Below are 12,987 nucleotides of genomic sequence, written 5' to 3' on the forward strand. Positions count from 1 at the left end.
GTGTACGCGGTCCGTCGTACTTTCGGCAAATTCGGAGACCCCCTTGTTAGGTATTTATGTGTGAGAGAACGTGAAGTATTGCCGTTAGGATGGGAAGCCCCGGGTCGGGTGTCTGTCCCTCAGACGGCTAACCCGGGACCGCCTGGCAGGAGATTATAACGTAGACAACAGCCCTACCGGCCCCTTAATCCGTACCTAATCCCGATGCGACGCCTGATCCACGTTACAGATCCGCCCCCTCCTGTGAGGGGACGTTAAACCCGCTGCCTGAGATACGATTGGCCTGCGTCCTTATAAAATCTCCCCTAAAACTGCATGGTCGAGCCTCTGACCCGGAAAGAATATCCTGAATCCGTTACTCTGCCGTCAATGCCGGATCCATATTCGGAAATAAACACGACCCAGATATGAACAGAAAAACCTCCGGTGCCTCTTACCTCGGCGCAAAGGCCCTTATGCTTACGCTGAATTGTTGCGGACAGCTAAGTAATTTGCTTTTTTGATGGGCCGTACTGTTCAAACAAGAGCCGATCATCGGAATCTCTTAATTATGCGAACCGCTTTGAGGTGGTCATGTGGAAGATACTCGGTATCAAAACGATCTACATCGACATACCCAATACCGCCAAGAACAGGCTCATCGAACTGACGGGCGACGACGAGAAAGGCGTCAGGTTCAAGGACCTTATGGAAAGGTCGGAGATCATGTTCCTGCTTAATGGCGAGACGGAGGAGTGTTCTTTTTTCATTACCGTCCCGGACGACCTCGGCCCCGACGACATACAGATAATGGCGGACGTCGTTCTAGATATCGCCAAAACCATTGAATTCCCGTTCATCACAGCGGACGGCGTGGAACAGAGGTATCAGGTCATCATAACGAATAACAAAGAGCCGGAACTGATCGGACTGAACAAAACTCCCGGAATATCATCCGGCGAGGTGTTCAAACCCATCATAAAGGCCCTGGACTCCAAAGGCAGGATGAATCCCGGATTCTTCGATTGAGAATGTTACTTCTCTTCCGGAAGAACGAGCTTCCCGAAGTCGCTCTTATCTCTCTTCGGAGTGCCGGGCAGGTCTTCCCGCTGCTGCCCTCTTTTGTGATCGTTCAGCCCCGCGAAGACCGATACCGGCCTGAACATCTTCCATTTGGAAATGATGTCGTTTATGGTCACCGCTTCGAATACCCAGTAGTACAATACGGATACTAGCGTCAGCGTGGCGACGATCATCGCCGCTGACAGCGCTATGTAGTATGCCACGGTGTATATGTCCGAGGTGTTTATCGCCACCAGAACAAAGAAGAGGGCCGCTATGACCGGAACCGCCATCCTCTGGAGGGTGGCCTTTATGCCGCCGTATACTTTGAAGTCCCTGTAGTTTGTCTCGATCCTTACGTTAAGGGACCTGAAGATCGACCAGGGCATCACCAGCACCGGGATGTAAAGTATTAGGGTGAACATCAGAAGCGGCACCGAGGTCTCCGAACTCAGGTCCATGAATGCCGGGTTCATGGATATGTATATCCAAATGAACATCCCCACCATCAGTCCCAGAGAAATGGAGTTCAGCACCTCCTTCCAAGGCATCTTCGTCCTGCTGAGCTCATAATCCATCGTTATGTTCCTTGTATCCATGTCCTCCGGGACATTGAACAAGAAGGCCGTCATCTTATCTTTGGCGGTTAGCTTGCTCTTCACATTGATATACTCGATCCGGCGAAGCACCTTATAGAAAATAGACCTCTGGACGGCGTCCACCACGGCCACTACTCCGGCGGCCCCTATCACTAAAAAAAGCAACAGGAATATCAGCGCCTCCGGGATGTTGATGAACCAAAGCACGGCCGCTGCCGCTGCCAGGGCCAGGAGTGTCCAGTACTTCGTCCTTATGTAGAATATTACGCCGCAGACGAAGAAGGGAAGCGCAAGCCAGGGCATAACGTCATATACGGACGAGCCGCCTCCTATCTCCTGATAAAGAATATATGCCAGAGCTATCAGGAATGATGCTGCCGCTGCGATCATTATACATTTATCGAACAGCCTTACCAACGATATCCCTTCCGGCAGCTGGTCCGCCCAGAAGTCACCGTTCCTTCCCTTTTCTATGCGGAGATTCATGACCTTTCCATCCATACCTCTACGCTGACTGTCGCCTTGTCCCCGGGGTGAATACCCAGGATCATTCCCATCTCTCTGTTGCCTTCGGTCGGGAACGGACCTATCATTCCCTCTTTGACCGCCTGCTTATAGCTGACGGACGATCCGTTTTCGTCTGCAACGGCAATATCCACGGGAACATCCGCCTTTATGTCCATTCTGATAGCTCTTCTTTTTTTGACCTTGAATGCGAATGTTTGGACGTTCTTATAGAAGCCTTCGGCGGAGGGGTCGAACTCCCCCAGCGTCAATCCGTCTATTTTGAAGACCAGTTCCGTCCCGTTGAACATCGCCATCACACTGAGAATGACCCGGTTGTTAATAGGCGTTTTCATACCGCGCGCTCAAAAAGAGCAGCTTAGCTCTCATTGGGGGCAGTGGTCTGCATCTCTTCCATATCTGTGGAGAATCTCCACATCTTCGGATAATGCCCCCGGTCCATGAACACCCTGTCGACATCCACCGCTTTCCCCTGATCGGAAGATATTATCCTTGACGTGGACATTGCCATCTTGCCTATGGCTATCAGTTCGCCCCTTGCTGTCATGAGCGCCGCCAGGGCATTCTTCCTTATGTCATCGTCCAGCATGTGTATCCCTTGTACATTGAGGTCCGCCCCGTGACATATGGCGTCGACTGCGGTGGGTTTAACGATCACCTTCGGCAGCGGCTCGACAAGGACCTCGATGGGCATCAGTAAGCTCCTCAGCCACCTTTCTTTGCCCATCTGCTGCCAGAATATGTATGCGTCGGTAATGTCCTGCAGTGTCGCGGCGCTGTCCTCTTTCATGGCACCGGAGCGCGTGCGTCTAAGCTCCGTCATATTGGCCCCGCATCCCAGCGCCTCTCCGACGTCCGTGCACAGTGTCCTTATGTATGTGCCGGCGTCGCAAGATGCTCTGAACAGCACCTCCCGCCCTTTTATCTCGATCACTTCCAGCTCGTTTATCGTTCTTATCCTGAGCTGTCTCTTCACTGCTGACCTGACCGGCGGCATTTGGTATATCTTCCCGGCGAATCTCCCCATTGTCTTGATTATCTTGTCTTTTTCGACATCTTTGTGGAGCCTCATCAGACAGACGTATTCTTTGTCCGATGACAGCACGACATCGGTCAGCCTGACCGCCTTACCCAGACAGATGGGGAGGACCCCGCTTACATAGGGGTCGAGGGTCCCTCCGTGGCTTATGCTCTCCGCGTGAAGGGAATTCCTTGCCCATGCGGTGACCTGATGGGAGGTCGGACCTTGGGGTTTGTCGAGAGCTATCACTCCCGCATTCAGAAGTTCGCCTACGGAGCGGTCCGAGGGCCTTTTCCCCCATTTGTCCGGCAGGGTGTTGGGATCTTTTACGAGCACGTGCTTTCCTCTATGTCCTTGATTATCCTATCCACGACCTGGTCCGCGTCCATGTCGTCGGTGTTGAGGACCAGATCGTACACGCTTTTGTCGTCTATATCTATATCGTAGTACATCTTGTAACGTTTTGCCTCGGATGATTGTCTCTCGATGGTGTGGAGGCATACGTCCTCAAAGGATTCCCCGTCCCTTATGCCGACCCTCCTCAGCCTTACTTCGGGGCTCGCCCCCAGATATATCCTGAAAGCCGGGATGTTGTTATTCGTCAGCATGTAGGCGGAAAGCCTGGATTCCAAAATTATATCCTGGTTCTTTCTTGCGATGTCCAGGATCATCTCGTCGATCTTCCCGTCTATGGAGGGGTCCTCCTCGGCGAGAGCGCTGAACTCGGCGAGGGTCATTCCTCTCTCCCGGGCAAGCTTGCGGAAGAATTCTCCGAAGACCACCGATTCAATGCCGAGCCTTTCCGAGAGCTTTCTGCACGCGGTCGTCTTCCCTGATCCTGGCGGGCCGCTTATTGTGATCCTCATGCCCGCCTCAGATTCTTTTCTCGATGCCGTCCAGTTCCGCCAGGCGTTTCCTCAGAAGATAGTATCTGATCGCTCTGTTCTCAAGCTGGCCTATGGGGAGGCTGATCATGGTATAGATGACGATCCATATCGGAAGGAACCACAGGGTCTCGTTGAGATGCACCGTGCCCCAAGGCAGGAATGCTGTGAGGAGTTCCTCCGGCACGGTGTTGCTGATGAAGTACCATACCCAAGCGTAGATCGGTATTATGACGACCATAGTGACGGGCATGATCTTCATCATCTGCGTGCTGGTTTCCATAGACTTTGCCATCATTTTGGGCTGTTCTTCCTGGAGCTTCTTTAATTTGTAAAGATTATTCTCAAGCTTTGCCTGCCTCATCTCTTTGTTGAAATCGCTCTGAATCTTCTGATTCCTGGCCTGAGCGACGAAATCCGTCAGGAACGATCTTATGACCGTGCTTACAGTTATCATTATCAGGCCGGCGATGACGAGCGTCAGCACGGGGCTCTGCCCGCCGAAGTCGATGACATGGAACACATAGTTCAGCCCTCCGCCTATCGCGTCTCTGAAGCTCATGACGACCAGCATGATTATCAGCACTGCGAACATGCCGATCATGGTGCCTTTCTGCATCGGCATCGGCATGTTCTGCCTGCTCTGCTGCATCGCCTGGGGGCTTCCGGGGTTGGGCATTATCATTCCTCCCTGCCGAAGAACCCTCTCAGAACGGGATTCATCTCCATCATCTGCTCGCGCCCGATCGCTTCATAGAAGTGTATCAATATACCTACGGCAAGCAACAGACCCGTTCCGGAGGCATTGCCTGTGGTACCTATCATGTCCGCTCCAGCCGCCAATGCGCCGATCATCGCTCCCGACATTATGGTCACGGTCGGAATATATCTTTCGAGCACCCTTTTCAGCACCCTCGGGTCCCTTCGGAATCCGGGTATCTGCATTCCGCTCTTCTGTATCTGTCTCGCGACGGCATCCGGCCCGAGGTTCGTCGTCTGCACCCAGAACTTTGCGAACAGTATCGCGCCCATGACCATCACCGTCCCGTATATCAGAACATGACCTACGTTTTGTATGATCGTATGACCGTTTGCGTAATTCACCGGATCCAAGATCGGCATTAGCCAGCTGGTAATGCCCATCGGCGATGAGAGATACCATGCTATGCCTCCAGATGCATGAGTGTTTCCGGCTTCAAAATAACCTATCGTGCCGTTATTACCTATGAGCGGGATGCTGCTGAGGAAGTCGTTGCTGTACAGCAGCAGCGCCACCATGCTCACGTTTGCCAGCAATGCGGACATCAATATGACCGGGATATTGCTTGCATACATCAGTTTGATGGGATATCGGCCTCTGGCTCCTCTGACATTGCCGTGCGATAGCGGTAGCTCGATACGTGTGGATTCGATGTAGACCACTATCAGGAATATTATCAGCGTACCCACCAGCGCGATCATGGGGTTAGGTTCCCCCAAGAATATCAATTCGTAGCCGCCGTTGGCCATTTCACCGGAGTTGGTATTGAATAAGACGTAGATCGCCTTAGGTATAGTCCCCGCCGGCGGATTGGAGAGGCTCATGGCCTCTCCCGCTGAGATGGGATACCAGTTCAGAGCTCCTGTGAACACTGACTGCGCCACGCCCGCCGCGATGAACAGGGATATACCGCTGCCTATACCCCATTTGGATATCACCTCGTCGAACAGGAACACCAGATACGATCCGACGCATAGCTGCAGAATTATCAGCAGTTTCGCTCCTCCCGCACCCCAAGTGGCCTCGAAGGGAGAGGACGGCACCAGGAAACCGAAGACCTGCGGCACTGCCTCCACGAATATCATCGCTATGACCAGCAGCTTCAGCACTGACTGGTAGCATGCCTTGTCATTCTTTGAAGTGAGATCAAGCTTTATGATCTTTGCACCGACGAACAGCTGCATTATGATCGAAGCTGTGACTATCGGCCCTATACCCAACTGTAAAATCGTTCCTGAGGCTCCCGCCATGATGGTCCTGTACTGCGCGAACAGATCCAGGGATCCGGCTTGGTCCAAGCCGTAGATGTATACGTTGGTCATCACAAAATAGAGGACAAGTATAACCACGACCCACATCATCTTGGTCCTGAAATGCACGTGGCCCTCAGGGCGTTTGACCGCTGGGAGCTTGTCGCTTATCGGTTTTATCTTGTACAACAAGCTAGGCTGTTCTTCCATCCCAATCTTCTCCTACTACGTCCTTACTCTGCTATCGTTCCGCCGGATGCCTCGATTTTCTCGCGGGCCTTGGCCGAAACTTGGGATACGGTCACTTTGACGGGTATGCCTATGCTCCCGTTCCCGAGCAGCTTATCGATACCTGCATCAGTGAGGTTGATATTATACATATCCCCTTCTTTGACCGCGAAGCCCATCGATATGAACCGCTCCATCTGCTGCGCGAGCTCGCTTACGTTGATCGAACTGTTCGCCCGCACAACGCATTGCGGCCTTTTGAAACCGCGCCTTCCGAAGTGGTCCCGGTCATATCTGAGCATGTACATCTTGCCGGTCTTTGCAAGACCCGCCTGTCCGTGTCCGCCTATGAGTCCAGCTCCGCGGCCTGCTTTCTTCCCACGTCCGTGGGTCCTTGATCCTCTCATCTTCCTTGTTCTGCTTGGCATTTCTCTCCACCTCACAGCATCCTGTTGATGAGGTCGTTGATCTCTTCCCCTCTGTAGCCAAGGGAGCCGCCGTTCCTGAACGAACGTTTGTTGCCCTCGTAGCCTTTTATAGGGGGGTGCAGGCGGAAGACCGGTTTTGCGTCCTCCATGTCCCTCATCCTGTAATCGTCATTGATCATCGCTTTGGCGAGCTCTTCGACGCTTCCGAAGCCTGTCCTCTCTTTCAGATAGTCCTCGGTTATTTCTCTATCGCCGATTATCTTTCCGCGGGTCTTTATCATTGCGATAAGGGTCTCCTCATCGATCTCACCCCAGGTGCAGTAGTCCTTGACCATCTGCAGCATCCCCTTTATCGAGGGGGTCTCGGGAAGCACGACGCAATGGTTGACCCGGGTAAGACCCAGCAGTCCCATTGTGTATCTTATGTCCTTGTTGACGTCCGCCTGTCCGCGCACGCGTACCACCGCATATGCCATGCTCATTCCTCCCCTGCGTTGACATCGGTCTCGGATATCCTGATCCCTACCGGGCCGGGAACTATCTTGAGCCTCTTCGCCTGCTCTTCGGTGACCCTCATGCGGGCGGTCATCTTCAGTGCTTCGAAGGTTGCCATGGCATAGTTGACCTTCGTCTTGGTGTTGCCGGTGGCGAATCCCCATGCGTCATGCACTCCGGCAAGCGTCAGGAGCTTCTTAGCAACGTCCCCCACCGCAAGCGATATGCCGCGGGGGGCCGGCTTCAGGTATACGGTCACAGACCCTGTGCGCCCCGACACCTCAAAGGGAAGCGTGTGCGGCTGGCCGCACCCGCATTCCCATGATCCGCATCCTCTCTTCACCTCGATGATGTTGAGCTTTGCGTTGTCGATCGCCTTCTTTATGGACGGTCCGACCTCCTTTCCCTTGGCCCTTCCTATTCCGATGAACCCGTCGCCGTTGCCGACTATGCATGTCACCGCGAACCTTACCCTCCTTCCGGAGTCGGTCATCCTCTGGACCATGTTCAGATCTATCACTTCGTCTTTGAGGTCCGGCAGGAGTATATCCACTATCTCCGCCTCGCGGAGAGGCAGCCTTGTCTCCAGTGCGTCGCTCATGGTTGTTACCTCGCCGTTGAGGACCATCTGCCCCAACCTTGTCTTCGGGATCCACTCCATCTTACTCAGCCTCCATCTTCTTCTTCATGCTGCTCACCGCTGCCTCTATGCTGTCATCGATATGCTTGCCGTCGATCCTCTCTTTTGCCGGAATGACGTCCTCGCTGTGAGGCACTTCAAGCCCCGCATCGGCCATACCCTTCACGGCGGCGAACAATACCCCGCCGCGCTTCGGGTTCTGCATACCTATATCCAGCACGGCGTATTCGATGCCGTCCTTCAATGCTCTTCTGCCGGCAAGGAACCCTACGAGGTACGCCGCCGGGATCGAAGAGCACGAGTGCTCCCATCCCATGCCGCGCAGCTCTTTGGTCGTTGCCGCGGCTCTCACTAAATCCCCTTCCATGTCGAAATCGACGAACTGGATGGTGATGTTCCTGTTGGACCTCCTTACCACGGCCCTCGGCTCGCCGCTCCTCAGGAGCTTCTTCCTGGCGTAGTAGTCGGTACGGTATTCTCTCCTTCTTCGGAACGCAACTTTATATCTCGGTCCTGTTGCCATCAGATCTCCTCCTCTTTCAGGTGGCCTGCGGCGATCATGTGCTGTCTGAGGTTCCTGCGGGATTTGTAAACTCCTCCCTTAGACCTCCTGTAATAGAGCCTGTAGATGGACGGGGTTATCTTCCCTTCCGACCTCAGGGTCTTCAGCTCGTCGCGGATGGGCCTTATGGTGGCTATCCACCTGCGCTTGTCGGGGACGCGTGCGTTTGCTGTTCCCTTCCTGCTGCCGGGGCCCTTCCTCTTCCCGCTTGCCTTCTGGTTGGCTGCATATCTAATCCTTCCTTTTGACGATCCCTGCTTGGGTTTCGCTTTTATGATCCCCGATCCGATCGCCATGCGGATGTCTGAGCGTGTTATGCAGCTTTCGATGTCCTCGAGGTTGTCCGGGTCCATCCAGACCCTGTTCTCGCCGCATTTGAGAATCTCAGCCGCCATTCTTTTCTGGTTCTTAAGATCCATGCTCACACCATCCTGTTGAGGACTCTGATGCCCAGTTCGGCCGCCCTGTCCTCTATCGCTATCCTCTTCTTTGTGCCCACGCTTCCGCCGATGCGCACCGCCTGTACCTTCGGGTCGATGCCCTCAAGCCCGTCCAGGTTGTACACGAGCACCTCCTCGAACCCCGACGGGTGCAGTCCTCTCACCGACGCGGGGCCCCTGAATCCTATGTCCGCCATGGGAGGGCGCCTCTTGAGCCGCCTCTTCATTTTGGAGTGTATGCCTTTCGGCTTCCTCCACTTCTCTCCCAGTTTGGCGTATCTGAACCATTCCTGCCTCTTGAACGCAGGCCTGCGCCCAGATATGATCGCCCTTTTTGCAAGGGCTTCCGCCGTCTCGTCGGAAAGCTCGGGCTTTATCTTCGCTACATATTCCCCGTGCTCGACTACGACCGCCTCTTCATCGGGCTCGTCGACTATCTCCACCTCTTTGGGAGCGGACTCGGCCTTCTGCTCTTGTGCGCTGTCCTGAAGCAGCGCCTTCCAGTTCTCTACCGTCTTCGGTCCCACTCCGGACAGGTTCTTTATCACCTCTTTCGCCCTGACGCTGTCGAAGATGGCGTCCCTGAGCTCCGGCACGGATGTTATCCCTATCTGTTCCAACTCCGGAATGTTATCATCTTTGAGGCCGGGAAGGTCCTTCAATGTCTTTACGCTCATTCTTTCACCTTCTGCGATCTGTGGACGAGGTATATCCCATCCTGGAAGATCCTCTTGTCGAACCCGAGCCTGGATGTCGCCCTTTCTATGTTGGCCGCGGTCTGCCCGCACGCCTCTATGCTGTTCCCTTCCACAGTGACATCCGCGCCGCTGATCGTGACCTTGCATCCTCCCACGATATTCGCATATCTGGGTGCATGGCCTCCCATGTAATTGTTGATCTCCACGCGGTTGTCTTTCACTGCTACTTTCATCGGGAAGTGTGAGAACACTATCTTAAGGGTATACGTGAAACCGATCGTGACCCCTTTTATCATGTTATTGATGTGGGCCGCGAATGTTCCTACCATTGCCTTATCCTTTGTCCTCGGGTATTCGCTGCTTACGATGACCGTTCCTTCTCCGATGGCAATACTAACGCGGGGGTACGCAAAGTTTCTGCTCAATTCACCCCTGGGTCCTTTGACCTTCACGGTGTTTCCGCTCATAGAGACGGACACCCCACCGGGGATGGCGATGGTGCTTTCGATTTTCCCTGCTATTGTCATCTTTATTCCTCAGTATATATACGCTAACAATTTTCCGCCTATGCCAAGTTCTTTGGCGCGGTCCTGGGTGATCACACCGGCCGTCGTGGTCAGGATCAGAACGCCGAAGTCCTGAGCGGGCAGATACCTCGCCTCGAACCTCTCTATCTCGTTCGCTTTGACCGAATACCTCGGCTTTATCACACCGCAGTTGTTTATGGCTCCTTCCATCATCACGCGGAACTTGCCTGCCTTGCCGTCCTCTATGTACTCGAACTGGTTGATGTATCCGTGGTCCTGCATGACCTTCAGCACGCGGCCTATAAGTTTTGAGGATGGCTGGATCATGCATTCGCTCTTTCCATCGGTTGCTGCATTTTTCATGACGCACATTGCGTCGTTAAGTGGATCGCTTTGCATTCTTCACACCTCACGAATATTTCTTGAATCCCAGTTCAGGGGCCATGTCCCTGAAACATTGGCGGCAGAGGTGCATTCTGTATCTCCTTATGATGCCCCTTCTGCGTCCGCAGCGGGTGCATCCGACTGTCCTGCCGTACTGCTTCTTCGGTTTCATTCGACCACCTCTACCTCGTAGTTGTCCTTCATGTACTGGATCGCCTCGCCGCGGTCGACGCGGTGTCCTTTCGGGATCCTCCTTTTGAGGACCGATCTCTGGGTGATCCTGTTCCCGGTCCTCCTCAGCACCACACTGATGTCCATGCCGAATATCCCGATCTCCGGATCGTATTTCATTCCCTCAAAGTCTGTGTAATCGGATATGCCAAAGGACATGTTGCCCTCTTTGTCAAAGGAGTACTCATAGACCCTTCTCTCCCTTATGGGAAGCGCTTTCTGAAGGAACTCCTCTGCGGAGTCCCCTCTGAGGGTCACTTTGCATCCGAGCGGCATTCCCACGCGGATCCCGAGGTCCCTGTTCACGCTCTTGGATATCGTCTGCACCGACTTCTGGCCGGTGACCATCTCCAAGACCTTCTGCGCTTTGACCAGCCTCTCTCCGGCCTCTCCGACGCCGATGTTGACGGTCACCTTTTCGATATGGATCTGTCTCGTCGTGTTCATTCTGACGCCTCCGGCAGTTTGATCTCCGGCTTCGATGAGCCTATGACGAACACGTTCCTCTTGACCGTCTCCTTTCCGCTCTTGAACTTTACCACATTGTCGGCGGGTCCTTTCACGACCACATATTCCGCGACGGTCTCGATCTTTCCGGCAAGCGCTCCGTTTATGATAAGCGCGGACGCACCGTCCGCCAGCGGATAGCGGTCAATGACCTTCTGATCCGCTACATTGATCTTAAGCGTGTCACCGGAATCGTACATGTTAGCGTCAAGGATTATGTTCCTTCCTCCGCTGAGGTTCAGCTGGATCTTTCCTCCGCTGATCTTGGTCTTGCCCTCGACCCTGCAGAGTTTCCACTCCGTTTCGTCCTCGCCTATCGGGACGAGCGTCAGCTTACCTTTGTCTGTCAGGAGCATACGGTAGCTGAGTTTCATCTTTGGTATGGAGATCACATCCATGAGGCCTATGGGCGCCTTTGGGTTCTTGACCGCTACGCCGTCTACGAACAGTTCGCGGTTCCCGATTATCCTCTTTGCCTCCCTTGCCGTGTCGCACACTTTTATCATATCCCTCAGCACCATCACCGCGGGCATGCTGCTTCCAAGCGAGTGCGCTCCGGGGGACTGTTTTGTCGCCCAGACGGCCACTTTCCTCTTCAGAGGCCATGTCCCGGGTGCGGCTAATCTTTTCATATGGTCGCTCATTCTTTAGCCTCCTTCTTCTTTGAAAGCGAGTCGATCCTCCACTGATCCTCCGTGTTGAGCTTGGTTATGATCAGGTTGGATGCGTGTACCGGGCGTACCGTCGCGGTCCCGTCCGCCTGGTTTATCGTTATGCCTTCGATGGATACGCGGCCGGTGTTCGTGAAGATATCAAGTACCTTCCCCTCCGTCCCGCGGACATCCTCCTCGCCGCGTATCACTGCAACTGTGTCTCCCTTGCACACCCTTGCGGTGCGTACCCCGTACTGACTGCGGAGTTCGTTGCTGAGGTGTGCCGAGAGCATCTTTCTTTTGACGTGAGAGGGGGCGTTCGCCTGTACCTTTCTCTGTACCCTTGCTTTGCTGCTTGCCATCCTTCTCACCTCACACTATAGTATTCGCGGTCGCTGCGATACGGGGCCACCTGTCGGCCGCCTCCCTTGCCACAGGACCTTTTATGTCCGTACCTTTCGTCTCGCCGGTCTCGCTCACGATGACCGCCGCGTTGTCCTCGAAGTACACCATGGTGCCGTCCGCACGCCTCGTGGGACGTCTCTGGCGGACTATCACGGCGAACACTATCTGCCTTCTCATTGCGGGCGTTCCTTTCTTGACAGATGCTATCACCATGTCCCCGATCCCCGCCGACGGCACTCTCCTTGCGACGCCGTGGTATCCCGGGACGGTTATGATCTCTATCACTTTCGCACCGCTGTTGTCGATCACGTCGATCTGCGATCCGTTCTGAAGTCCTCTTGTCTGTGTTCCAGAGATTCCTTTCATTCAGATTCGCTCCTTTTTCTCTATGACCACGAAAGAGACGGTCTTAGAGATCGGGCGGCACTCCATGATCCTCACTCTGTCCCCCGCCTTGAGCCCAAGGCAGGGGGATGCGTGGGATGAGTACCTATTGGATCTCTTCTCGTATCTCTCGTATTTCTTTTGGTATTTCAGGTAGTTGCGCTCTACTACGACGGTCTTGTTCATCTTGACGGTCGCAACCACTCCGTCGATGATCTGGCCTCTGACCGGAAGGCTGCCGTGGAACGGGCAGTTGGGGTCATTGCACTCTGCGGTCGGGGGGACCACGTCGATTCCGATGTCTCTTACTTTTGCTGTCATTTTG

General features: G+C 54.1%; 21 protein-coding genes. 1 reads left to right on the forward strand and 20 read right to left on the reverse strand.

Translation table 11 applies throughout. The annotated features are described in order from the left end of the window. The first annotated feature begins 573 nt into the window (after positions 1–573). Positions 574–1,008, forward strand: coding sequence for a hypothetical protein (locus FWG96_06945; protein ID MCL2032982.1), 435 nt, complete (start codon positions 574–576; stop codon positions 1,006–1,008). 5 nt (positions 1,009–1,013) lie between these two features. Here the strand turns inward: FWG96_06945 and FWG96_06950 are convergent, their stop codons facing one another. From FWG96_06950 to FWG96_07045, 20 genes are read right to left on the reverse strand one after another with little or no spacing between them, the layout of a single operon-like run. After that, a complete protein-coding gene (locus FWG96_06950; protein ID MCL2032983.1) occupies positions 1,014–2,141 on the reverse strand; it encodes an oxidoreductase in 1,128 nt (375 codons plus the stop codon). Beyond that, positions 2,123–2,500 carry a hypothetical protein gene (locus FWG96_06955; GenBank protein ID MCL2032984.1) on the reverse strand — a complete coding sequence of 126 codons (378 nt, stop codon included), beginning with the start codon at positions 2,498–2,500 and terminating at the stop codon, positions 2,123–2,125. The genes FWG96_06950 and FWG96_06955 overlap by 19 nt, the downstream gene beginning before the upstream one ends. A gap of 23 nt (positions 2,501–2,523) precedes the next feature. Further along, positions 2,524–3,522, reverse strand: coding sequence for an RNA-guided pseudouridylation complex pseudouridine synthase subunit Cbf5 (locus tag FWG96_06960; GenBank protein ID MCL2032985.1), 999 nt, complete (start codon positions 3,520–3,522; stop codon positions 2,524–2,526). Continuing rightward, complete coding sequence (locus FWG96_06965; protein MCL2032986.1) at positions 3,513–4,052, reverse strand: AAA family ATPase; 540 nt, start codon at positions 4,050–4,052, stop codon at positions 3,513–3,515. Before FWG96_06965 ends, FWG96_06960 begins: the two co-directional genes overlap by 10 nt. 7 nt (positions 4,053–4,059) lie before the next feature. Beyond that, positions 4,060–4,749 (reverse strand): EMC3/TMCO1 family protein, encoded by a 690-nt coding sequence (locus FWG96_06970; GenBank protein MCL2032987.1) that lies wholly within the window; start codon positions 4,747–4,749, stop codon positions 4,060–4,062. A 2-nt stretch (positions 4,750–4,751) separates the two neighbouring features. After that, positions 4,752–6,290, reverse strand: a complete 1,539-nt coding sequence (secY, locus tag FWG96_06975) for a preprotein translocase subunit SecY (GenBank protein MCL2032988.1) — start codon at positions 6,288–6,290, stop codon at positions 4,752–4,754. Positions 6,291–6,313: 23 nt separating this feature from the next. Then, positions 6,314–6,736, reverse strand: a complete 423-nt coding sequence (locus FWG96_06980; GenBank protein MCL2032989.1) for a 50S ribosomal protein L15 — start codon at positions 6,734–6,736, stop codon at positions 6,314–6,316. Between the two features lie 11 nt (positions 6,737–6,747). Next, on the reverse strand, positions 6,748–7,212 hold the full coding sequence (locus FWG96_06985) for a 50S ribosomal protein L30 (GenBank protein MCL2032990.1): 465 nt from the start codon (positions 7,210–7,212) through the stop codon (positions 6,748–6,750). Between the two features lie 2 nt (positions 7,213–7,214). Continuing rightward, positions 7,215–7,892 (reverse strand): 30S ribosomal protein S5, encoded by a 678-nt coding sequence (locus FWG96_06990; protein ID MCL2032991.1) that lies wholly within the window; start codon positions 7,890–7,892, stop codon positions 7,215–7,217. 1 nt (position 7,893) lies between these two features. After that, on the reverse strand, positions 7,894–8,394 hold the full coding sequence (locus tag FWG96_06995; GenBank protein ID MCL2032992.1) for a 50S ribosomal protein L18: 501 nt from the start codon (positions 8,392–8,394) through the stop codon (positions 7,894–7,896). Then, positions 8,394–8,852, reverse strand: a complete 459-nt coding sequence (locus tag FWG96_07000) for a 50S ribosomal protein L19e (protein MCL2032993.1) — start codon at positions 8,850–8,852, stop codon at positions 8,394–8,396. Before FWG96_07000 ends, FWG96_06995 begins: the two co-directional genes overlap by 1 nt. A gap of 2 nt (positions 8,853–8,854) precedes the next feature. Continuing rightward, positions 8,855–9,550 carry a 50S ribosomal protein L32e gene (locus FWG96_07005; GenBank protein ID MCL2032994.1) on the reverse strand — a complete coding sequence of 232 codons (696 nt, stop codon included), beginning with the start codon at positions 9,548–9,550 and terminating at the stop codon, positions 8,855–8,857. Further along, on the reverse strand, positions 9,547–10,098 hold the full coding sequence (locus tag FWG96_07010; protein ID MCL2032995.1) for a 50S ribosomal protein L6: 552 nt from the start codon (positions 10,096–10,098) through the stop codon (positions 9,547–9,549). The genes FWG96_07005 and FWG96_07010 overlap by 4 nt, the downstream gene beginning before the upstream one ends. A 9-nt stretch (positions 10,099–10,107) precedes the next feature. Beyond that, positions 10,108–10,497 (reverse strand): 30S ribosomal protein S8, encoded by a 390-nt coding sequence (locus FWG96_07015; protein ID MCL2032996.1) that lies wholly within the window; start codon positions 10,495–10,497, stop codon positions 10,108–10,110. A gap of 10 nt (positions 10,498–10,507) precedes the next feature. Beyond that, positions 10,508–10,654, reverse strand: coding sequence for a 30S ribosomal protein S14 (locus FWG96_07020; GenBank protein ID MCL2032997.1), 147 nt, complete (start codon positions 10,652–10,654; stop codon positions 10,508–10,510). Continuing rightward, complete coding sequence (locus tag FWG96_07025) at positions 10,651–11,160, reverse strand: 50S ribosomal protein L5 (protein MCL2032998.1); 510 nt, start codon at positions 11,158–11,160, stop codon at positions 10,651–10,653. The genes FWG96_07020 and FWG96_07025 overlap by 4 nt, the downstream gene beginning before the upstream one ends. Continuing rightward, positions 11,157–11,864: a 30S ribosomal protein S4e gene (locus tag FWG96_07030; GenBank protein MCL2032999.1), complete on the reverse strand. Its 708-nt coding sequence runs from the start codon at positions 11,862–11,864 to the stop codon at positions 11,157–11,159. Before FWG96_07030 ends, FWG96_07025 begins: the two co-directional genes overlap by 4 nt. After that, positions 11,861–12,235, reverse strand: a complete 375-nt coding sequence (rplX, locus tag FWG96_07035; protein MCL2033000.1) for a 50S ribosomal protein L24 — start codon at positions 12,233–12,235, stop codon at positions 11,861–11,863. Before rplX ends, FWG96_07030 begins: the two co-directional genes overlap by 4 nt. Before the next feature lie 10 nt (positions 12,236–12,245). Further along, entirely contained in the window at positions 12,246–12,644 is a 399-nt protein-coding gene (locus FWG96_07040) for a 50S ribosomal protein L14 (protein MCL2033001.1), read from the reverse strand. Continuing rightward, a complete protein-coding gene (locus FWG96_07045) occupies positions 12,645–12,983 on the reverse strand; it encodes a 30S ribosomal protein S17 (protein ID MCL2033002.1) in 339 nt (112 codons plus the stop codon). Between the last annotated feature and the right edge of the window lie 4 nt (positions 12,984–12,987).

Origin of the sequence: Candidatus Methanoplasma cognatum (genome assembly GCA_009777615.1) — an archaeon.
GTDB lineage: Archaea > Thermoplasmatota > Thermoplasmata > Methanomassiliicoccales > Methanomethylophilaceae > Methanoplasma > Methanoplasma cognatum.